Genomic DNA, 21,826 nt, shown 5'->3' on the forward strand with positions numbered 1-21,826 from the left:
GAAATAGTCAGTTACAGGATAACAGATAATTAAAAATGAACAGAGCACAAGCGTTAGCAGAATTTGTCACTTTTGGTAAATACAAAGACGAGGCAATAAGTATTATTGTTGCATCAACAATAGATAACCAAGGCCCAATTTACATATTGACGCTCGCAACTGTTTTGGATGTGCTCACTCGCTGCCAAGCAGATGAGATTGATTTAGACGATCTGGAGTTGTGGGCGAATGTTATAGAATCTAGAACCGACATCGACTACAGCGGCGTCGAAGGGGTTATCTATGCCCTCAGCAACAGCGAACAAATGGGCGAGCTTGATAAGAGTAAAGTTGCGAAGTTGGTTGAATTATTAGCAAGTTAGTAGGGGCTAGGTTCTAGGGATATTGCGGCTAACTTCGCCTTGATATGGCTGAAAATAAAAAACGCGGCATAAAGCCGCGCCTACGATGTGATTGTTATCTGAGGAAATCACTTTCCTAGAGCCTTTTACCTAGCTCCTCTATCCTAAAGTCTATTACTTATGATATCCCAAGCAGGTTTCTACTTCGTTTTTCGAACCTAAAATCACCGCTACGCGTTGGTGGATAGCGTCGGGTTGAATATCCATAATGCGTTCTGTGCCAGTTGAGGCGATGCCGCCGGCTTGCTCGATCAGCATAGCCATTGGGTTTGCTTCGTAAAGTAGGCGTAGCTTATTTGGTTTGTTTGGATCTTTAGTGTCGGTTGGGTAGGTAAAAATACCACCGCGACATAACACGCGATGAACATCACCGACCATGGCGGCAATCCAGCGCATGTTAAAGTTACGCGCTCGTGGGCCTGTTTCGCCAGCCATTAAGTCATTTATGTAGTTTTGCATCGCAGGCTGCCAATGGCGTTGATTTGACGCATTGATGGCGTATTCGTTGGTCTCTTCTGGTACTTGGGCAAAATCTTGAGTTAATAAGAAGCTGCCGTGTGTTTTATCTAGCGTGAAGAAACGAGTACCTTTGCCAGTCGTTAATGCAAGCACTGTAGATGGGCCATATAATACATATCCCGCAGCGACTTGGCTTTTACCCGGTTGCATAAAGATACTTTGATCTGCAGGATCTGAGCCTTCAGGCGCTTTCATTACTGAGAAAATAGTACCAACCAGTGAATTGATATCGGTATTTGATGAGCCATCAAGTGGGTCAAACGCAACGATATATTCTGCATTCGGGTTACCAGCTACTGTGTAGTCTTCTTCTTCTGAGGCTATCGCTTTTACGTAGCCTGACTCCAGTAAAATATCTTTAAGTAGTTGGTTGGTCAGAACATCGAGTTTCTTTTGTGTTTCGCCTTGAATGTTTTCATCAAGCGTTGAACCTAGTACACCGGACAGGGCACCTTGGCCGACGCGGAATGAAATTTCTTTACAGGCCGCTAAAATCGTTCTGATCAATGAGATTAACTCTCTAGGGCAACCGTCTTCAAGTAATACCGGAGGTAGTCTACGCATTCTATTTTCCTGATAACGTTATGGGCCATGATAATCATAGGGTGAGAGGGATCATCACAGCAAGCGCTGAATTTCGTCTTAAATAACTGTATTTTAGGTGCAACATCCTATACTGGACACACCTTAACCGTATTTAAAACGCGAATAACAAAGATAAGATTATGCAAAAAATACCATTGATACGTTACATACTCTTTACTGTGTTGCTAACTATGATAACCCAAGCGCACGCAGCAATTAAGTCTATTAATGATTTTACTGAACAAATGAATCATTTTCCGGGCTACTTCTCTTTTTATTACGACACTCAAAACGGTAAAATTTATTTAAAAGTTGATAAACTCAAGCAGCAATTTTTATTACAGCAAAGCTTGCCTTATGGTGTCGGCTCTAACGATATTGGCCTTGATCGCGGCCAGTTAGGCAATACGCATCTTGTACAGTTTGAGCGCTTTGGCGATAAAGTGATGTTACGGGCTATTAATACCTACTACCGTGCAAATACCAGCAATAAAGCCGAACAAAAAAGTATTCAAGAAGCCTTTGCATCAAGTATTTTAGCGGGTTTTAAAGTGGTTGCACAAAGCCCGCAAGCTGTCTTGATTGATTATACGCCCTATTTACTGAGCGATGTACATGGTGTGGGTCGAACGCTTGCTGCACGTAAACAAGGCAATTTTAGCCTTGATGAAAGTCGCAGTGCAGTAAATATGGATCGCTCAAAAGCGTTTATGAAAAATACTGAACTTGAAGCTGTGCTGACATTTAATGGCACTCAACCGGGTGAGTATATTCGTCAGGTCAGTGCTGACCCTTACGCATTAACCGTGCATATGCATCACTCTTTAATACAGTTACCTGATGATAATTACACGCCACGTGCGTTTCATCCGCAATCAGGTTATTGGAGTATTGAACATAAAGATTATGCCGCGCCATTAAGTGAATCAATGTTGGTACGTTATATTCCGCGTCATCGTCTAGCGAAAAAAGACCCAAGCTTACCTATTAGCGAACCCGTTGAGCCGATTATTTATTATTTAGATCCTGGCGTACCAGAGCCGGTAAAAACAGCGTTACTCGATGGCGCAAAATGGTGGGATGATGCGTTTTCTCAAGCGGGTTATAAAAATGCATTTATTGTTAAAGTGTTACCAGATAACGCGGATCCTATGGATGTGCGTTATAACGTGATCCAGTGGGTGCATCGTGCAACGCGCGGTTGGTCTTATGGCAGCTCGGTGATCGATCCGCGTACAGGTGAGATTTTAAAAGGTCACGTTACATTAGGCTCACTGCGTGTGCGCCAAGATATTTTAATAGCTGAAGCACTTGCAGCGCCTTATTTAGAAGGTAATGAAGTGGCAAAAACGTTACAAGCAATGGCACTTGATCGTATTCGCCAGCTCAGTGCTCACGAAATTGGTCACACACTTGGTATAGCGCATAATTTCTCTGCGTCAGTGGCTGATCGTGCTTCGGTGATGGATTATCCGCACCCACTAGTGGGCTTTAATGACCAAGGTGAACTCGATGTGAGCCGAGGTTATGCACAAGGTATGGGGCAGTGGGATACGCAAGTTATAAAGTACGGTTACAGTGATTTTCGTAACCTTGATGAAGATGCAGAACTAAGTGCAATTTTAGCGGATAACCAAGCTAAAGGGCTGGAGTTTATTTCTGATAGTGATGCACGAGCGCAAGGTGGCGCGCATCCAACAGCACATTTATGGGATAACGGCAGTTCGCCAAGTGAAGAGCTATTAAGAGTGCTTGACGTAAGACAACAAGCACTCGCTAAATTTGGTATTAACAATATCAAAGAAGGAACCTCACTATCTCAGCTAGAAGAGATGCTGGTGCCGCTGTATTTATTCCATCGTTATCAGGTCGAGTCTGCTGTAAAACTGATTGCAGGTGTTGATTATGATTACGAAGTACGTGGTCAAGGTATGGTAAAAGGTGCACAAGTTGTTGCAAAGGCAACTCAACAGCTCGCTTTAAAGGCCATCTTAACTACCCTAAATGCTGACAATTTAGTATTACCAGAATCAGTGTTAGCGCTAATTCCACCCAAGGCCTATGGCGAATCTAAAAGCCGAGAAAGCATTGTTGGCCGCACTGGCTTAACCTTAGATGCAATGGCGCTACCCGAAGTGGCTGCACAACATAGTTTAGCGTTATTGCTAAATAGCCAACGATTAAATCGTTTAGCACAGCAACAAGCGCGCAGTGATGCATTTTTTAGCTTAGATGAACTGCTTGCAAAGGTTTATCAGCAGGTGTTTTTGATTCAGAGTAAAAAAGGCATGGCAGGCAAAATCACTCAGCGGGTGCAGTTATTAACAGCAAAGCAGTTTGCTGATTTAGTCGCCAGTGATAAAGTTGCTCCAGAGGTGCAAGCTCAGTTGCGTTATTACTTAGTAAAACTGAGTAAGGCGTATCAGCAAGAGTCTTTACTTAGCAGTGCTGATGTTGGTGAAAGTGCGTTTAAGCAATACTTAGCCGATCAAATTAAACAGTTTCTGGCTACCGGCAATTGGCCTACAAATTTTACTGCATTACCAATCCCACCAGGATCACCAATTTAAATGTTATCTATAAGGCCCTAGAAGCTAGGGCCTAGTTTCTCTTGCATAAAACTGGTTTTTTGTTAACCTAGCCGCCTTCCATTTTTAGTCTTTTTGAGGTGTTTATGGCGTTTTTATCTCGTTCGATATTGGCGATGTCCATAGCACTATCAAGTCTTAATGTCAGCGCTAAAGCCGTGTGCGAAGTAGAGCTAAGGCATGGTTTGATCATCACTGATGATGTCATTCGTATTGTTGATAAGGGCCAAACCCGCGTACAAATAAATAATGATAATCAACTCTTTATCCGTGGCTATTGGATTGATCTAACGTCAGATGAAACCCTAGTGTTAAAACAGTTTAGCGCGGGTATTCGCGATACGGTGCCTGAGTTGGTAGAGTTGGCAACTGACGGTGTTAATCTTGGCTTAAGTGCGATAGAGCAAGTTGTTGAAGGTATGTCGGACAAAGAGTCGGAAGTGCTAAAAACGCAACTGCAATATGTTGAGCGCGCTTTAATGGATAAATTTAAACGCGGCGATGATTTCTTTTTTATTGCCCCACAATCACTATCCAAAATTGATGATTTTTTTACCGAAGAGATCAGTCAAAAAATTCACTCTGCCGTGCATGGCTCTCTCGGCGCTATTTTAGTTTCTCTAGGTGATGCATTTAAGTCCCGCGAAGGTAATATTGAAGATCGTATCAATGACATGGGACAGCGCATGGATATTATTTCAAAAGAAATCGATAAGTCATTGCAGAAAAAAGCTCAACAGTTAGAGTTAAAAGCCTCAGAATACTGTGAATGTTTAAACTCGCTTGATGTCACCGAATCACGATTACAAATGATAGTACCAAGTATGGCTGATTTTGATTTAGTACAAATTAAATCTTAACTTAATCAATTCAATTAAAAAGCCCGCGTAATTAACGCGGGCTTTTTAGTTTTAGGTAACCAATTACTAGGATCTAAACTTGCCGGTTTCAGCTTCTAAATCGCTAGTCAGCCCTTTTATCAAGTCCGTTGCGGCATGGGCTTGATGCGATAGGTCTGCGGTCTGTGAGGCGGTGTCAGAGATGGTCACAATGCGTCTTGCTGTGTCTTCCCCTGCATCGAGCTGCTCTTTAGCTGCAATGGCTATTTGATGGCTCATTTGTGCTATGGCACTCAAAGATGCAGCAACACGCTGCAACTCTTCACTGGCATCTTTAGATTTCGCTACGGTTTGTTCACTGGTGGCAATACTTAAGTTAACTGAAGTTTTTGCATCTTTAGTGGCGGATTGTAATTTACCGATCATAGTACGAATTTCTTCTGTGCTAGTTTGCGTGCGCTGCGCTAGTTGACGTACTTCATCCGCAACGACCGCAAAGCCTCTTCCTTGTTCACCGGCACGGGCAGCTTCAATGGCTGCATTGAGTGCTAACAGGTTAGTTTGCTCGGCAATACTTTGAATAACAGTAAGCACATTTGCAATATTATTTACTTCATCATCAAGGAGTTGGATGTTATTACCAGCGCTGTCAATTTGTTGCTCTAAAAGAGCTATGGTATTTGCTGCCTCAGCAGTTAAATGACTGGCATTTTGTCCTTGGCTTTCGGCTTCTTGTACTGAAAAGGCGGCTTGCTCGGCATGCTCAACCACTGTTTGCGCAGAGGCTGTTAGCTCAGTGATAGCTGATGCGACCATATGGGTTTCTTCGTTTAGGCTGCGGGTCAGTTTATCAAGCTCAGTTGAGCGGGATTCGTTATCTAAACTCTGATTTTTTAGACTATCAGTAACATCTTTAATACTGCCAACTACACCCCGTAGCCCTTGTTGCATATAGTGCATGGCAGCAATAATGCTTTCAGGTTGGGCGTCAGTACGAATATGCGAATTTAAGTTGCCACGAGAAACTTGCTTAACAATACCAATTACCTCAGTGACTTCACCGCCTAACGCGTTGCTTAAAGAAATACCAAAGCGAGCAATTGCAGCAGTTAAAGCAAGGGCAATAAGTAGTGACAAGCCTAGTAACCACTTAGCGGTATTCCAGTAACGCTCATCAACTTCTTTTTCGCTGATCCCGGTACCAACATACCAACCAAAGTAAGGGGTTTTTTGCACCACAGAGGTTAGGTCAACGGTTTCACCATCACGGACAGAATCCCAATGATAGGTAATAATTTTGTTGGTTTGATTACCGACTAATTGTTCAACCATACGACCAATACTGTTACCGCTGGCATCTTTGAAATCATTAAAACTGGTGTTGTGTAGCTGCGGATCGTGAGGTGTAGCAATAAAGTCGAGTTTATCATTCACTACGTAGACATATTCACTGTCGTGGTATTTGTTTTCACGCAACATTTGCGTGGCAAAGTCACGCGCCTGTTGCTCGGTTAGTTGCCCATTTTTAGCAAGTAACTCAAATTGCTCGACAATATTTGTCGTGCTTTTCATGAGTTGATTGATACGGGCAATATTATCGTTTTCACTAGCGTGACGAAGAGATTGTAAGCCCAGTAATGCTATAGCATTGAGTGCTACAAACATTGCTCCAGCGAACAAGATTATTTTAGTTCTTAATGCTAAACCTGACAGCACATCGAGCCCCTTATTATTGTTATGACCATGATTTTCTACCATGTTTGTCGGCTAGATGTTAGCTTTAATTAACAATAATAACGGAATTAGACGTGACTTTTACTCAAGTTTCCATTACGGGTAAATTAAAGCGTGATTTCTGCTGCGCTTAAGAGTCGATATTCTCCGCTAGCAAGAGCCTCATCAAGCTCGATATTTGCTACTTTTTCTCTATGTAATTCAACGACCTTATTGCCTACTGCAGCGAGCATGCGTTTAACCTGATGATATTTACCTTCGCAGATCGACAGACGCATACGATATGTGGCAAGTTGCTCTGCAATTGCGGGTCTGGTTAGTTCTTTTTCGTTGTGTAATTGCACTCCTTGGCGAAGTTTTTCCAGCGCATCATCCGTTAGAGGTTCTTGTGTTTCAATCAGGTAAGTCTTAAATTTGTTATGTTTTGGGGAGGTGATTTTATGTGACCAATCGCCATCATTGGTAATGATCACAAGCCCAGTTGTATCGAGATCAAGCCGACCTGCAACATGAAAATCACTCATGTTAGGTTCATCGAGTAAATCAAATACCGTTGGGTGTAACTCGTCACTGTTGGCGCATACATAACCGACCGGTTTATTCAGCATATAATAGCGTTTACCTAGAAAAACTAGCGGCTTACCTTGCCATAATACGTTATCTGTCGCTGTGATTGGATGATCATAAGCGCTGATCACCTCGCCATTTACGCTGGCATCTTTACGCTTTATTCCTGCTCTCGCTTTGGTGCGTGGCGTTTCTGCTAGATGGCTAATAAATTTATCTAGGCGGCAAGGGAATTTCATTGGGTTCACACTTCTAGTCGACTACAATGGCGGCGAGTATAACGGATCGTGATAACGCATGACAGTACACAGCGGACAAATATTAGCATATTATCAACAGCAAATAGCCACCGGTAAATTGCAATTTGATGATGCCCAATTAGCGGCGGTAAATGCACTAGACAATCTCGCAATTGCCATTGATAAACCGCATCATTGGTGGCAAAAATCGGTATCTTTGCAGGGCATTTATTTGTATGGACCTGTTGGGCGGGGTAAATCGATGCTAATGGATGTGTTTTTTGAGACTGTAGCTATTAAACAAAAAACACGTTTACACTTCCATCATTTTATTGCTCAAGTACATACTCGCCTAGGACAGTTGCAAGGGGTTAAAAACCCGCTGGATAAAATAGCCAATGAGTGGTCAGAAACGCTTAAATTAATTTGTTTTGATGAGTTTTTTGTCTCTGATATTGGCGATGCTATGATCATGGCTGGGTTATTTAAAGCCTTGTTTGCCAAAGGCATCGTTTTGGTTGCTACGTCAAATTGTCAACCTGAGCAGCTTTATTATAACGGCTTGCAGCGAGCGCGCTTTTTACCCACCATAGCGTTAATTAAAGCGCATTGTCATATTATTAATGTCACTGGCACTGTTGACCACCGATTTCGTTTTGGAAAGCACGCGACTCATTATTTTAACAGCTCGGCTAATTCTGAACTGGATGATGATTTTTTGGCTTTTGCAGATAACTTACAAACAGCAACTGATATTACTATTTACGGGCGTAAACTGGCGTGTTTAAGGCTCAGCAATAATGCCATTATGTTTGATTTTATGGCGTTGTGCTCTGGCCCGCGTAGCACTGCAGATTATATTCATTTAGCAAAGTACTATCAGCGTGTATATATCTGTAATGTACCAGTAATGGGCGCTGCGGCAACAGGTAAGCAAATAGTGCATGGTATTGAAGATAGCTATCAGCGTGAAAAACAAGATTTACAAGAACATACACTAGACGATGAAGCGCGACGCTTTATTGCTTTAGTGGATGAATTTTACGACCGTGGCAAGTTATTGATACTGAGTAGCGAGGTTGGCATTGCTGATTTATATCAAGGTAAAAAGCTGGCATTTGAATACGCACGCACCGAGTCAAGATTAATAGAAATGCAAAACTGGTAGTCACTCTATTAATTATAAACCTTTACTCTCTACTTATAAGTGAGAGTTGCATTCTCTTTATCTGTAGTAGCTCATATCTGATTTTGCAGTTTTGACGAATAGGTTTAGATTTAATCTGACAGGCAGCTATGAGCGTGAACCGGACTGTCGGGTCAACTCGTTTTTGGACAAAAATGAGTTAGGGCCGACCAGCGGCTCTGTGCCATTTGCAGTCATTCATGATCAACTCGTTTCTGCCCCTTTATGAGTTAACGCAAATACTCTATAGGTCGGCTTTGAGCGAATAGCGGACGTAATAGTATTGTCCGCTTTGTAAAATTTTATGAAATTTGGTAGATAGCTTTCCCTCCTTCTATGGATCTGAAGGTGCCACTTTTACCTATTAGGCTACATTCATGGCTACTATCAACTATTGTAAATTTGCTTGATGCAATTCCACTCTCAAATTTTCCATCATGCTTTAATGTGAGTACAACTTGTTCATCGCTTTTATCATACGCAATGGTTTCAAATCCGTTGAACAGAGCATCACCACTTTCGCTATAGTAAAGCTGATACCTTACTTCGCTATTACCATTAATATCACCTGAGTAAGCTTGTTGTACCAATGCGATACTCAATTTCTTACCCTTTTCAAATTCTTGTTCAACGGTTTCTTGCCAGTCGGTAATTTGAAATGTGCCTTTTAACTCCATAGTTTTTTCCTTTTAATCAACCTAACAAAAAAATGTTACTACGTTATTAGTTGCTTGATATAGTAAAAACACGACAATAAACAAAGACTGATCAAATTTGAAAATAAATAATGAAGAAATAAAAGGGGTATTACACCTTCAGGTGAGTGAAGAGAACTATCACTTACGTAGGTATTTTCCAAGTGACCTTTTTAATGGTTTTATTGAACAATTTTGGTTTGTGAATTGGAACTTAGAAGAGCAAAGAACCCATACTCAACAAAACTTACCAGATCCAAATTTTCACCTAATTATCAGTAATGAAGGGGTTAAGTTATTGGGGCCTGTGAGCAAAAGATACTCTTATAAAATGGAGGGAGTAGGACGAATAATAGGTGTGAAATTTGAAACTGGAGCCTTAAAGGAACTTTTACCTCTGCCGATTGAAGCTTATGTTAATAGAGAGGTACTAGCCAAAGAGATATTTGGCTTAGATTTCGTAAATAATTTAATATCTTTATATGAACATGAAAACGATTTAGAGGTTATTAGCTATATCCATGATAATCTTACTTCTTTTGTTCAACCGATCACTAAGTCAAAGGCTATCACTCAGAGTTTGGTCTCATTGATAAAAAATAATGAAAATATTTGTACAGTTAAGCAAGTAGCAAACTATGCTAACATCTCTTCACGATCTGTTCAGCGATACTTCTCGGAATATGTAGGCCTTAGTCCTAAATGGCTTATACGTAAATACAGACTTAGTAGGGTTTTAGATGAACTTGAAACCAACTCCGTTAGCATCTTAGATATTGTTACCCATTTGGAATATGTTGATCAATCTCACCTTATTAGAGATTTTAAAGAAATTTTAGGGATAACTCCGAACAGATACAGCAAACTAAAGTGAATTTTTATATCCTAGTAGAGTCAATATCGGCTTATGGCATATTCACGAAGTTCTGTTTGGAGAGCGAAGAAGACGGTCGATAACTCGTTTTTGGACATTTTAAGTTAAAACCGTAAATGGCTATATGCAATATACTGTCATTACATTTTTGATGCCCAAGGGGAAGGTTTACGGCTTTGACTTGTTGTACTTATGTAAAGCCTTATGTGCGAAAAGTTATTTTTTTAAGGGGAGGTATGTTATTTTCACCTTCAGATACCCCCTCTATTGATTTTATATGGAGGTAATTTTACTAAAAGGATTTTTGTAATGCAGTTTGTGAATAATGGACCAAATATTCCTGAAAAGCTATTACAAGCACATGAAGAAGGTAAGGTTGTTTTCTTTTGCGGTGCTGGGATATCTTTTCCAGCTAAACTCCCGGGGTTTGGTGGGCTTGTTAAAAGCCTATATGAGAATCTAGGTGTTGTTCCTTCCCCAATACAAGAGCAAACATTAAAGCTAGAACAATTTGACACTGCTGTATCATTATTAGAAGCGACTAGACCAAGTAGTGAATGGAGATACGCTGTTAGAAAAGAGTTGGTTAATCAATTAAAACCTGATTACTCTGTTGCAAATGCTACTACTACTCACAAAGCTTTACTTCAACTCGCAACAACAAAAGATAAACGAGTTCGTTTAATAACTACCAACTTTGATAGAATTTTTCAAGACGTTAGCTTAAGTGAAAAAATAGACTTTCCTATATTTCAAGCTCCATTACTTCCAGTCCCAAAAAGTAGGTGGAGTGGTTTGGTTTATTTACATGGATTAATACCTGAGAACATCAGCGATTTTGACCTTGATAATTTAGTTATTTCAAGTGGTGACTTCGGATTGGCATACTTGAATGAGAGGTGGGCTTCACGATTTGTTAGTGAGCTGTTTAGAACTTATGTCGTATGCTTTGTAGGATATAGCCTTAATGATCCTGTACTCAGATATATGATGGATGCTTTAGCAGCGGATCGTTTGTTAGGAGAATCACCTCCTGAGATGTTCGCGTTTGGTAATTATAAAACAGGTAAAAATGAAGAAAAAGAATATGAGCACGAAAAGCAAAATTGGTTAGCCAAAAATGTTACACCTATTTTGTACAAAAACCACCGACATCATTACTATTTGCATAAAACGTTAGAAAAATGGTCTGAAACCTATAGAGATGGACTGGTTGGAAAGCAACAAATAGTAGTAACGACTGCTTTTACAAAGCCATCTGAAGCGGATTTAGGTAATGGATATGCATACAGACTTGCTTGGGCTTTAAGTGATCCAACTGGTATTCCTGCAAAAACATTTGCTCAATTAACCCCCCCTCCACCTATTGAATGGTTGAATGTACTTAATGAAATTAAGCTTGATAAAAGTGATCTACCACGTTTTGGTATAGTAGACACAAGCTTTAAAGAAAATTTTGAGTTTAGACTTTTCAGTAGGCCTCCAAAAAGCGCTTTTTCACCAAATATGTCATTAGCAAGTTTTTCTCATGATGAGGTCCAGTGGGATAAAGTAATGAACTTTCTTGGCATCTGGTTAGTTAAGCACTTAGATAAACCAGAACTAGTTCTCTTTATATGTAAACAGGGAGGAAGGCTACATAGCGATTTACACTGGAAAATTAATAATGAGCTAAGAGCGCACAGGAAAAATAGTGGTGACATTTTATGCGCTAATTTAGGTGAAGAAATGCTAACTATATGGGAGTTAATACTATCGGGCTATTGCACTAATTCTAGCCATCGTTTTAGTCTTTACTCATGGGTAGATAAATATAAGGTAAACTATTTATCATTACCCCTCAAACATGAGCTAAAGGCATTACTTTCTCCAAGAATCCGTTTTAGTGAGCCTCTGAGTTTAGCTAGCTCTGTGAGTGGGATAAAACGTATTTTTAGGAGTGAGGTTGTTCTCACTAGCTCTCACCCATATTACGCGTTGAAAGAACTAAATAAAGTTGATAAATGGAGCCATGATATTGGTAATCTATTTATTGAGTTTAATTTAATTCTATTAGAAATAATGGAGTTGAAGAGTTTACTGGGGGAAGTAAATGAGTATTATGATTATTCATACATTCACCAGCCTTCGATCGCGAAACATCCACAAAATAAACATCATAATGATTGGACTGTATTAATTGAGTTAGTTAGAGACTCATGGCTTGCAATGAAAGCAACCAATTCCAATGCCGCCATGAACGCTATTATGGATTGGTGGGCGTTACCATTTCCAATCTTCAAAAGGTTGGCATTATTTGCTTTAGCAGAGTTACCCCAAAATTTTTCAGTGGATGTAAATGAGCTACTGGAAATAGATGACTCACGTTGGTTATGGAATACCGCGACACAACGAGAGATATTAAGTTTATTACCAAAACTTTTTTTAAATTTAAGTGATGTTGAGAAGAATCGACTAGTTTGTAATATTTTAAAAGGGCCATCTAAATCTTGGTTTAGGAAAGAACTTACAGAGCAAGAGTTTAAGGATATTAAAGATCGTGCTATTTGGCTTAGATTATCCAAATTAAAAAATTCTAGACTAAATGTTGGTATAGAGGGTGATAGGGCATATGAAAAAATGCTTCAAAAGCATCCAATGTGGGGGAAACACATTAAAGAGGAACAAGAGTTCCCTTTTTGGATGAGTACAGGTTTTCATAAAGGACTGGAAAATAATACTCCTTCAGAGCTTAATAGTTTAATAAAATGGCTGGAGGATAACCCTGAGGGAGGGTTTCGAAGTGAAGATGATTGGTCCATTCGATGTAGAAAAGAACCAAAATTTGTTATAGAGGCACTTATTCAATGTAATTCATGGCTACCAGAACGATGGAATGAGGCAATAAACATTTGGTCTGAAAATAGGCGGCTTTCTTATATTGCTTGGGACTCGACATGTAATTATCTTCTAAGTTTAGAAAAAGAAAAGTTAGTCGACATATCAAGGTCTCTTGCGTTTTGGCTTGATAAAAATTTCGATTGTAAGGTAATTACAAAAAGTAAATTTTTTACCTTTTATGATCTACTAATAACTTTACCATTTGAAAAAGAGATTGATATTAATAGAGATCCGCTAATGGCTGCAATAAATCACCCCGTTGGAATCTTGACTGAACTTTTATTTAAACAATGGTATAGAGAAAAACCAAAAGATGGTTATGGTATAAGTTCAGATTATAAGGAAAGGCTCAATCATCTGTGTAATCAAGATAATGAAATATATATTTTATCTAAAGCAATTATATCTACTAATGTTTTATCTCTTTATAGTGTTTCACCTGAGTGGGCTGAAGAGCATATTTTAAACTGGTTTAATTGGAGCGATTGTAGTTTGTCTCAGGTAGCATGGTTTTGCTACTTATGGTCACCAAGATTGCACAAAGAGTTTTTAATTAAAATAAAAGCAAATTTATTAGAAACAGCATCTCATTTAGATGATTTAGGTGAACAATCACAACAGTATGCTAAATTTTTAACCTATGTTGCTCTCCAGAAATATGATGAATATGGAGTCAAAGAAGTCGCCGTTGCCTTCTCACAACTCTCCGGAAATGCTTTTTATCATGTTACTGTTGCTTTAAACGATGCATTAACGAGTTCTGGAGATAAATTTGATGAATACTGGGAAAATAGAATTAAACCCTTTTTATTAAAAGTTTGGCCTAAAAATCAAAATTTTAATGAATTAACAATAAATCAACTTGCAATTCTATGTTTAAACACTCAAAAATATTTTGTAGAAAGTTATTCTATACTGCAGCATAGTTTAAGTAACATTAGTGATTTTAATTATTTATTGAGAAAGTTAAATGAAACAAATTTATCTGAGGAATATCCTGAAACTGTATTGAAGTTTTTAAATCAAATTATCGAGGATGAACCTAGAATTATATTGGGTGATTTAAACGCAATTTTAGCTCGAATTAGCTCAGTTGATCCGTTATTAATAGAAACTCAAAAATTCTCTAGATTAAATGCGTTGGGAATGTTAATAGGTTAGTCCTGTATGGTTCTTCTGAGTTCAAACATAACATTTTTAACTTTGAAGTTTTAGTCAATGACCGTCCGTTAATCTCGAAGCAAACTTTTAGAGCATTTACGTTAGCTCGGAATGGTGCATAGATGAGTCAGTTCTAATGTCTGCTCATGACACATATGCGATTTTCAGATTTGATTGAGTCCTGTTAATCGAATCTGACAGATCAAGTTAAGACTTATTCACTTTTATCTGACGCGACCAATAAATTTAAGACCACCTTCTTTCGAAGGTGGTGCTGTTATTGCAAATTGATTAGAGATTAAAATTTACTTTAAATATTTAACACTTTCGGTAAATTTCGTGTTCCATATCGTGAACGTTAACGCTTAAGCTGTCTGATTCTCGGCAGTATATTTTTAAACAGTCTAACAACTGCTCGCTGAGTTGTTGCTTTTGTTTAATCGTACGTCCTTGCATAATGTGTGCGCCAATATGGATAAAACCTTCCTTACCATCGCCCAATTGATAATGTGTATAGGCTATAGCGCGAGTTTTGATCGTTGCTAATTCAAACAAGCCACTGTTAAACGTTGCTTGATGAATTTTTTCAACCAATACCTGCGGTAATACCGGTAAATCTTCAGAATGTTCAATGATGATATGTGGCATGTTATCTATTTGCTCCCCTAAAAACGATATGTGAAACCTAAGCTGGTTTGAAACTGATTGAGTACATCACCATCAAAATGCCACAAGCATTGCTTGTTTTCGTCTGTTGGTAATGCACATGAAACGTTACTGGCATTATTGACGATCGTTGCAAGCCAGCGAGTTTCAAATAAGATGCGAGCTTGATCGCTAAATAAGTATTCTAAACCGCCATACAGGCCGCTGGCAAAGAAAGTATCAGAGCTGGCGAAGTTAGGACTTATGTAATTTGCACCAATTTGTGCGCCGACATAACTATTAATGTGGTTGCTTAAAGGGACTTCAACAGCACTTTGAAACATAAAATACTGCATTTCAACGTTTTTATCAGGGGAGGATTGAAAGTCACTTTCGGTGTTTGAAAAGTAAAAACCATAACGAGCTGAGTCAATTGTTCTATCAATACTAAAAGCAAGATGGTTACTATCTTTGAGCTCTATTGCTAAACCGTTTTTAGTTTCTAATGATTGATTAAAGCTTTTACCAGTATAAATACTCAGTGAGTAACCAGCTAACGCACTCTGACTTACTAACAGTAAGCACAGTAAAACAAATACTTTTTTCATGGTGTCGTGCTCGTTGTTGTGATTAATTTAAGTTAGTATTGAAACATAGCTGAATATTAAATGTAAGCCACGAATCGTTTACCCCTACATGGAGCAAGTAATATATGAAACCTATAATGATAGGCGTATTGACAGGTTTATTGATCACCTTAGCGGGCTGCTCTGATGATGTTGCATCAGTTAGTTTGGGATTATTTACCACTAAAGATATTAAAGTTAACTCGCAACAAGACCCGTTAGTAAAAGGCGTAACCTGTCATATTAGCCATATCGAAGCAAACTTAGATTTTGCTGATCCGTCTGATATGTCTATTGCGTGTCGCCAAACTGGACCAATTACTGCCGACCAATTACAAGCGATTGACCGTAGTAAGTCGGGTGAGGTGGTATTTAAATCATCAAAAAGTATTTTATTTAAATCATTAAAAGTGCGTCGAATTTATGATGCGCAAACGCGAACTCTGTTATATCTGTCGTACTCAACTAAAGAGTCAACCGGCAGTCATCATCATGCGTTATCCACTGTGCCATTGTATAACACCCAAGCATGGGCATGGGCACAAGAGCAAGAATAAGCAAAAGAGCAAACTATGTTAGCGTTATTTAAAAGCAAACCTTCATTAGATGAACAAGAGCAGCAATGGCTGATTGATACTTTTGTGTGGGCGGTGGAAAATTTTGACAGCGACTATTTCATTAATAACTCGCAATTAGTTTTGCCAAACCACCAATGCTTTCCCGATGCGGTTTCAAGCATTGAAGAAATGGCCAGTAAAGTGTTTGAGCGAGTGGTTGGCTATGCGGGGCTGCAAGCTTGGCCAATTACGCTGGTGGCGCCACAGCAATTGCAGCCGCAAGTATTTCCTCATTTTGCTTTTAGTAATCAGTTACGTGGTGATAATAGCCAATTAATTGTGCCGCCAAGCCATACGGTTAATGTGTCATTTAATCCAAATCAAATTAATCAGCCACAAGATTTAGTGGCCAGCTTTGCCGGTACTTTAGCGACAATTATGATCCACCATGTGGGCGTGTTACCACCAGGCGGTAAAGAGTTTTTACCACAAGCCGCCGATGCCGTGGCATGTTTTTTAGGTTTTGGGGTAATGATGAGCAATACGGTGTATCAGTTTAAAGGGGGCTGTGGCTCGTGTTACAACCCTTATGCGAACAGGCAAGCTGCACTTAGTGAACCGCAAACCTTATTTATGCATGCCCTTATTTGCCACTTTAAAGGCTATAAAGATTCTAAAAAGCATTTAAAGCCGCACTTACGCAGCCAATTCAAAAAGGCGCAAAAAGAAATTAAAGCCTTAGTTAATAGTACTGCTAATCCGTTGTTGTTAGCGCTTGATGATAAAAAAGCGGGGTAATGGGTGGCTTATTTAGATGAGTTTTTATTGATTGCACTGGCGCACTTTTTTGCTGTAGCAAGCCCCGGCCCAGATTTTGCCATTGTGCTTAAACAAAGTGTTCAGCAGGGGCGTCGTAATGCATTGTGGACCAGTTTTGGGGTAGGCCTAGCTATTTTATTACATGTTAGTTACTGCTTACTCGGGGTTGCGGTTTTATTAACGCAATCACCAAACGTATTTATGGCATTAAAATATTTAGCGGGTGCATACTTGGCTTACATTGGTGTGCAAGCGCTTAGAAGTGCTAGACCGGCGCCAGCGCAGCAAGAAACTGTTTTTCAATCTCAAGGTGTTGAATCCAGTTGGATTGCATTTCGTCGCGGCTTTTTAACCAATGCGTTAAACCCAAAAGCCACGTTATTTTTTATGTCGTTGTTTACTTTAGTGATCAGCCAATCAACGCCATTAATTGTGCAAGCAGGCTATGGGCTGTATATGGCATTAGCAACGTGGGCGTGGTTTTCGTTTCTATCCTTGGTGCTATCAAAGCCTAGTGTTCGCGGTTTTTTTCAAAAAAGTGGCTATTGGTTTGACCGTGGTATTGGCGTGATTTTGATCGCTCTAGCAATAAGAATTGTAGTGTAAGTGTTGTTTTAACAGAAATCTGTAGTAGGTGAATATGGCTGTATATAATTTTTCGTTTGGTTCAAATATGTCGTCGAGTCGTTTGTTGGCGCGTTTACCAAACGCTACTCGTATTGGTACGGCAATACTAGCCGGTTACGAGTTAACCTTTGATATGGTAAGTACTGATGGCTCAGGAAAAGGCAATGTACGCCCATCAAATGATAAGAACGCGCAAGTATATGGCGTGGTATATCAACTCAATGACGCAGAAAAAACGATTTTAGACGCCATCGAAGGGCCTCGTTATGACTGCGTAGATATTCAAGTAACATTACTTGATGGGCAACAAGTAGCGGCGCATTGTTATATTGCCAACACCACTGATGCGCAGATACTGCCTTACGATTGGTATATGCAGCACGTTCATCGCGGTGCGCTTGAAGCTGGTGTGCCAAATGCGTACAGTGATGCCATAAAGTCTCGGCCAACCTGCCAAGATAGCGACAGTGCGCGTGCAGCCATTGAGTTTGCTGTACATCAAAAATAAAAACTAAAATGATAACTCCAAGGATTGTTATGAAATTAACTAAACTAGCGATTGCGGCCACCTTATTAGCAGGCTGTGCATTTAATAGCTACGCCGATATTGATACCAAGCACATTAATCAAGTGATTGAAAATTCAATGGCGCGCTTTGATGTGCCGGGTATGGCCGTGGCGATTGTTGAAAACGATAAGGTTATTTTTGCTAAAGGCTTTGGTGTTAGTAACTTAGATACAGGTAGTAAGGTGAATAAAGACACCTTATTTGGTATTGCATCAAATACTAAAGCATTTACGGTTGCGGCATTGGCAAAATTAGTTGATGAAGAAAAGCTCAGTTGGGATGACAAGGTAATTGATCACCTTCCTGAATTTCGTTTATACGACCCTTATGTAACCCGCGAAATGACGATCCGTGATTTATTAAGTCACCGTAGTGGTTTAGGGTTAGGCCAAGGGGATTTAATGATTTGGCCTGACACCGATAAATCAATCGAAGAAATTCTCGCAGGCCTTAAATATTTAAAACCAGCTAGTAGCTTTCGCAGCACATACGCTTATAACAACTTGATGTTTGTGACCGCTGGCGAGGTAGTCGCGCGGGTCTCAGGTATGAGCTGGAATGATTATATTGAAAAGAATATTCTCCAGCCTTTGCACATGGATAACTCACGCGCCGGTTTTTCGCGTATTCCAAAAAGTAATAAGAACTGGGCAACGGGTCATATTCCTATGGATGGTCAATTACATCCATTTTTCGTTAATTACTTAGAAGATTTTCGTGGTGCCGGCGCGATTGCATCCAGTGTGAATGATATGAGCCAATGGCTACGTACACAATTAGCCCATGGTAAAATGCCAAATGGCGAGCAGTTGTTTAGTGAAAAACAACAAGAGCAAATGTGGCATCCACATATTACCTCACTGGCGTCAAAAAGCGCTTATGAGGCTTATCATCAGCAATTTAGAGGTTATGGTTTAGGTTGGAGCATTGAAGACTACCACGGTATTAAAAAATTAGGCCATGGTGGTGGTATTTTAGGAATGGTATCGCAGGTGACGTTATTGCCTGAGAAAAACCTCGGGATTGTTATTTTATCTAATCAGCAAGCATTCGGTGCGCTCTCTGCTATTACTCATGAAGTGCTTGAAGACGCCCTTGAACTTGAAGATAAAGATTGGGTAGCAGAGTTGGCTAAAAAGCATTTTGAAGGTAAGCAAAAAGCGTATGCTAATGCTAAACCGGACGCTCCTGCAGACTATCAACCACAGTTACCAAATATTAGCTACACCGGCACTTTGCATGATGATTGGTATGGTGATGTTATTATTGAAGAGCTAGACGGTAAGTTACGTATTGATTTCACGCATACCAAACGTTTAAAAGGGCAGCTTGAGCATTACACGGGCAACACATTTATCGTCAAGTGGGATGAAAAGCTACTCGAAGCTGATGCGTATATTAGCTTTGATATGAGCACTAAAAATCGTGTGAATGAAGCGACAATGCGTGCAGTATCAACAGCGGTGACTGATTTCAGTTTTGATTTTAGAAATCTTCATTTGCAAGCTAAATAGTAAACCAAAGTCGCAAAGCCACCAAAGGGTGGCTTTGTTATAGTTACAGTCGTTAACTCATTTGGAGCATTTATGCGTACTGCGATTATTTCTCATCCTTTTTGCCGTAAACACAAAATGATCGCGGATCATCCAGAGTGTCCTGAGCGCTTAGATGCTATTACCGATCGTCTCTTGGCCAGTGGCTTGGATATTGCTGTGCAGCAAAAGCAAGCGCCTAAAGCATTACGTGAGCATTACTTATTAGCCCATGATGAGGCCCTTGTATCGCTGGTGGAAAACACCCTCCCTGAACAAGGTTTAGTATCACTTGATGGCGACACTTGGTTATGCCCAGAGTCATTTTTGGCAATTGAGCGGGCGGTAGGGGCAGGGTTATTAGCCGTTGATGAAATACTGGCTGATAATTTAGATGCCGCATTTTGCTCCGTACGGCCACCAGGTCATCATGCAAACCGTACAACCTCTGCCGGCTTTTGTGTGTTTAATAACTTAGCAATTTCGGTGAAGTACGCGCAAAGTAAAGGGATTAAGCGCATTGCGATTGTCGATTTTGATGTTCACCACGGTAATGGCACGCAAGACATTTTTATCGATGATGACAATGTGTTGCTTTGCTCATTATTTCAGCATCCTTTTTACCCTAATACCGCCGTTGAAAATAACGATACATTGGTTAATTCACCGTTGCCCATAGCCAGCGATGGCAATGATTTAAAAACGTTGTATAACCAACAGTGGTTACCTAAATTAACAGAGTTTAAGCCAGAGTTATTGTTTATCAGCGCAGGGTTTGATGCGCATTTTGAAGATGATATGGCAAGCCTCAAATTTGTTGAGGCTGATTATGCCTGGTTGACACAACAGCTGTGTGACATGGTAAAAAGTACTGGCTGTAAAGGGATTATCTCTTTTTTAGAAGGAGGATATAATTTATCTGCGCTAGGGCGAAGCGCTGTAGAACATATTAGAGTGTTTGCAGAAGCAGAAGAGTAGCTTTATTTTCATTCTACAATTAAGTGAATATTAGGTCTAATATTGGTTGTTGTATGATACCAATACAACTAATTAAACAAGGAAGATAATGTCTGTAGTAATTAATATCTTAGTCACGTTGGCACTGTGCTTTTGGGGAAGCATGATGATGATGTCGCCGATGATGTTCGGTGCCCCTGGCGCGACGAATAACAAGCAAGCGGTATTAACAGCCTTATTATTTTTAAGCTATCCGGTACCGTTATTTTTGTTGATTGGTTTATTTGGTGGTAGTTATTTTGGCATTAACAGTTACAAGATGGCGCTGATAAGTGCCGTTGTTATCGGATTTTTATTTACGATATTTGGCTATACCAGTATGGTTAAGAATCTGCTTCAAGGTATTGCCAATGGTGGCTACTGTGTGGTCGAACAGCGTGTTTACTATAATGCTAAGTTAATGGAACACGCTGATGCTGAAAGCTTTATCAGTTACAGTCAAGCTGATTTAAATACCTATGATGCTCAACTGTACGCTAAAGATAAACAGCATCTTTACTACAGCGGTCAAGCTGTGAGTGGTGTTAACCTTGAAAACTTGCACGCTAAGATAATTGGCAGTGATCTTTATTGGCTTAACGATACTCAGGTGATTAAAGGCGAGCGTATTGTTGAGGGCGCAGATCCTAGCACTTATTCAGCATATGATTATTATAGTTTTTGGAATATCTCAGGGCATGAGGGAAATCAGGTCATTTACCATCACGATGAACCCATGCATAACATAGATGCGCAGTCATTTGTCCCTATTGATGATAGTTATGGGAAAGACGGGCAACATATCTTTTATCAAGGTCTCGCTATTTTAGCGGATGTTGATATTGATACCGCCAGGTTTTCACGATTAGATGAAAATTTTGCCAGCGATAATCAGCATATTTTTTACTTAAATGGGGAAGATAGCCATATATTGATAGGCGCTGAACCTGTTAATTTTGAGGTGTTTGAGCGCAACTACTACAGAAGTGGTGAGATTGTTTATTACGTTACACAATATGAGTCAGCAAAGCCGATGCCACAGATACATGCAGCCAGCTTTACGGTCACTCAATATGATGAACAAACGAATTCGGATGCTTACGATAAAAATAATTACTATCTTCGTGGTGAGGTTGTTGTAACGCGCTAAGGCGTTGCGATAAATGAGGTAATTTGCTGTTGAAAATG

Annotated in this window: 19 protein-coding genes; 13 read left to right on the top strand and 6 right to left on the bottom strand. The window is 39.8% G+C overall.

All coding sequences use genetic code 11. The features are described 5' to 3' along the window. The first annotated feature begins 35 nt into the window (after nt 1-35). Nucleotides 36-362, top strand: coding sequence for a hypothetical protein (locus PVK79_RS04130; RefSeq protein WP_145234738.1), 327 nt, complete (start codon nt 36-38; stop codon nt 360-362). Between the two features lie 153 nt (nt 363-515). Here the strand turns inward: PVK79_RS04130 and PVK79_RS04135 are convergent, their stop codons facing one another. Next, complete coding sequence (locus tag PVK79_RS04135; RefSeq protein WP_145234740.1) at nt 516-1,484, bottom strand: class 1 fructose-bisphosphatase; 969 nt, start codon at nt 1,482-1,484, stop codon at nt 516-518. A gap of 161 nt (nt 1,485-1,645) precedes the next feature. Here PVK79_RS04135 and PVK79_RS04140 point away from each other — a divergent pair, with 161 nt between their 5' ends. Further along, a complete protein-coding gene (locus tag PVK79_RS04140) occupies nt 1,646-4,075 on the top strand; it encodes a zinc-dependent metalloprotease (RefSeq protein WP_182759627.1) in 2,430 nt (809 codons plus the stop codon). Between the two features lie 104 nt (nt 4,076-4,179). Beyond that, nucleotides 4,180-4,953, top strand: a complete 774-nt coding sequence (locus PVK79_RS04145; protein WP_149983146.1) for a YggN family protein — start codon at nt 4,180-4,182, stop codon at nt 4,951-4,953. A gap of 66 nt (nt 4,954-5,019) precedes the next feature. On the opposite strand, the gene PVK79_RS04150 is transcribed toward PVK79_RS04145, so the two are convergent. Both PVK79_RS04150 and rsuA read right to left on the bottom strand, forming a co-directional pair. Beyond that, nucleotides 5,020-6,690: a methyl-accepting chemotaxis protein gene (locus PVK79_RS04150; protein ID WP_257325358.1), complete on the bottom strand. Its 1,671-nt coding sequence runs from the start codon at nt 6,688-6,690 to the stop codon at nt 5,020-5,022. Nucleotides 6,691-6,773: 83 nt separating this feature from the next. Then, entirely contained in the window at nt 6,774-7,472 is a 699-nt protein-coding gene (gene rsuA, locus PVK79_RS04155; RefSeq protein ID WP_145234749.1) for a 16S rRNA pseudouridine(516) synthase RsuA, read from the bottom strand. A gap of 58 nt (nt 7,473-7,530) precedes the next feature. On the opposite strand from rsuA, the gene zapE reads away from it, so the two are divergent. Further along, nucleotides 7,531-8,640 (top strand): cell division protein ZapE, encoded by a 1,110-nt coding sequence (zapE, locus tag PVK79_RS04160; protein ID WP_257325359.1) that lies wholly within the window; start codon nt 7,531-7,533, stop codon nt 8,638-8,640. Nucleotides 8,641-8,960: 320 nt separating this feature from the next. Here the strand turns inward: zapE and PVK79_RS04165 are convergent, their stop codons facing one another. Beyond that, nucleotides 8,961-9,335 carry a DUF3224 domain-containing protein gene (locus PVK79_RS04165; RefSeq protein ID WP_257325360.1) on the bottom strand — a complete coding sequence of 125 codons (375 nt, stop codon included), beginning with the start codon at nt 9,333-9,335 and terminating at the stop codon, nt 8,961-8,963. 97 nt (nt 9,336-9,432) lie between these two features. On the opposite strand from PVK79_RS04165, the gene PVK79_RS04170 reads away from it, so the two are divergent. Together PVK79_RS04170 and dsr1 are read left to right on the top strand one after the other, a co-directional pair. Continuing rightward, entirely contained in the window at nt 9,433-10,227 is a 795-nt protein-coding gene (locus PVK79_RS04170) for a helix-turn-helix transcriptional regulator (protein ID WP_257325361.1), read from the top strand. 309 nt (nt 10,228-10,536) lie between these two features. After that, complete coding sequence (gene dsr1, locus PVK79_RS04175) at nt 10,537-14,268, top strand: anti-phage defense-associated sirtuin Dsr1 (RefSeq protein ID WP_257325362.1); 3,732 nt, start codon at nt 10,537-10,539, stop codon at nt 14,266-14,268. A 318-nt stretch (nt 14,269-14,586) separates the two neighbouring features. Here dsr1 and PVK79_RS04180 read toward each other — a convergent pair whose 3' ends face one another. Both PVK79_RS04180 and PVK79_RS04185 read right to left on the bottom strand, forming a co-directional pair. Then, complete coding sequence (locus PVK79_RS04180; RefSeq protein WP_145234757.1) at nt 14,587-14,916, bottom strand: 5-carboxymethyl-2-hydroxymuconate Delta-isomerase; 330 nt, start codon at nt 14,914-14,916, stop codon at nt 14,587-14,589. A 17-nt stretch (nt 14,917-14,933) separates the two neighbouring features. Continuing rightward, nucleotides 14,934-15,521 (bottom strand): outer membrane beta-barrel protein, encoded by a 588-nt coding sequence (locus PVK79_RS04185; RefSeq protein ID WP_257325363.1) that lies wholly within the window; start codon nt 15,519-15,521, stop codon nt 14,934-14,936. Nucleotides 15,522-15,625: 104 nt separating this feature from the next. Here PVK79_RS04185 and PVK79_RS04190 point away from each other — a divergent pair, with 104 nt between their 5' ends. The 7 genes from PVK79_RS04190 to PVK79_RS04220 all read left to right on the top strand — a co-directional run bounded on the left by PVK79_RS04190 (nt 15,626) and on the right by PVK79_RS04220 (nt 21,788). Further along, nucleotides 15,626-16,096, top strand: coding sequence for a CreA family protein (locus PVK79_RS04190; protein WP_182731318.1), 471 nt, complete (start codon nt 15,626-15,628; stop codon nt 16,094-16,096). 15 nt (nt 16,097-16,111) lie between these two features. Then, the gene (locus PVK79_RS04195; protein ID WP_257325364.1) at nt 16,112-16,894 is read left to right on the top strand and encodes a hypothetical protein; all 783 of its coding nucleotides are present in this window, start codon (nt 16,112-16,114) and stop codon (nt 16,892-16,894) included. Between the two features lie 3 nt (nt 16,895-16,897). Next, nucleotides 16,898-17,521 carry a LysE family translocator gene (locus tag PVK79_RS04200; protein WP_145234766.1) on the top strand — a complete coding sequence of 208 codons (624 nt, stop codon included), beginning with the start codon at nt 16,898-16,900 and terminating at the stop codon, nt 17,519-17,521. A 34-nt stretch (nt 17,522-17,555) separates the two neighbouring features. Then, on the top strand, nt 17,556-18,050 hold the full coding sequence (locus PVK79_RS04205) for a gamma-glutamylcyclotransferase family protein (RefSeq protein ID WP_145234768.1): 495 nt from the start codon (nt 17,556-17,558) through the stop codon (nt 18,048-18,050). 29 nt (nt 18,051-18,079) lie between these two features. Next, nucleotides 18,080-19,624: a serine hydrolase gene (locus PVK79_RS04210; protein ID WP_145234770.1), complete on the top strand. Its 1,545-nt coding sequence runs from the start codon at nt 18,080-18,082 to the stop codon at nt 19,622-19,624. Between the two features lie 72 nt (nt 19,625-19,696). After that, a complete protein-coding gene (locus PVK79_RS04215) occupies nt 19,697-20,620 on the top strand; it encodes a histone deacetylase family protein (protein ID WP_145234772.1) in 924 nt (307 codons plus the stop codon). Between the two features lie 88 nt (nt 20,621-20,708). Further along, the gene (locus tag PVK79_RS04220) at nt 20,709-21,788 is read left to right on the top strand and encodes a DKNYY domain-containing protein (RefSeq protein WP_257325365.1); all 1,080 of its coding nucleotides are present in this window, start codon (nt 20,709-20,711) and stop codon (nt 21,786-21,788) included. Nucleotides 21,789-21,826 lie beyond the last annotated feature (38 nt).

Origin of the sequence: Pseudoalteromonas rhizosphaerae (genome assembly GCF_028885455.1) — a bacterium.
Classification (GTDB): Bacteria; Pseudomonadota; Gammaproteobacteria; order Enterobacterales; family Alteromonadaceae; genus Pseudoalteromonas; species Pseudoalteromonas rhizosphaerae.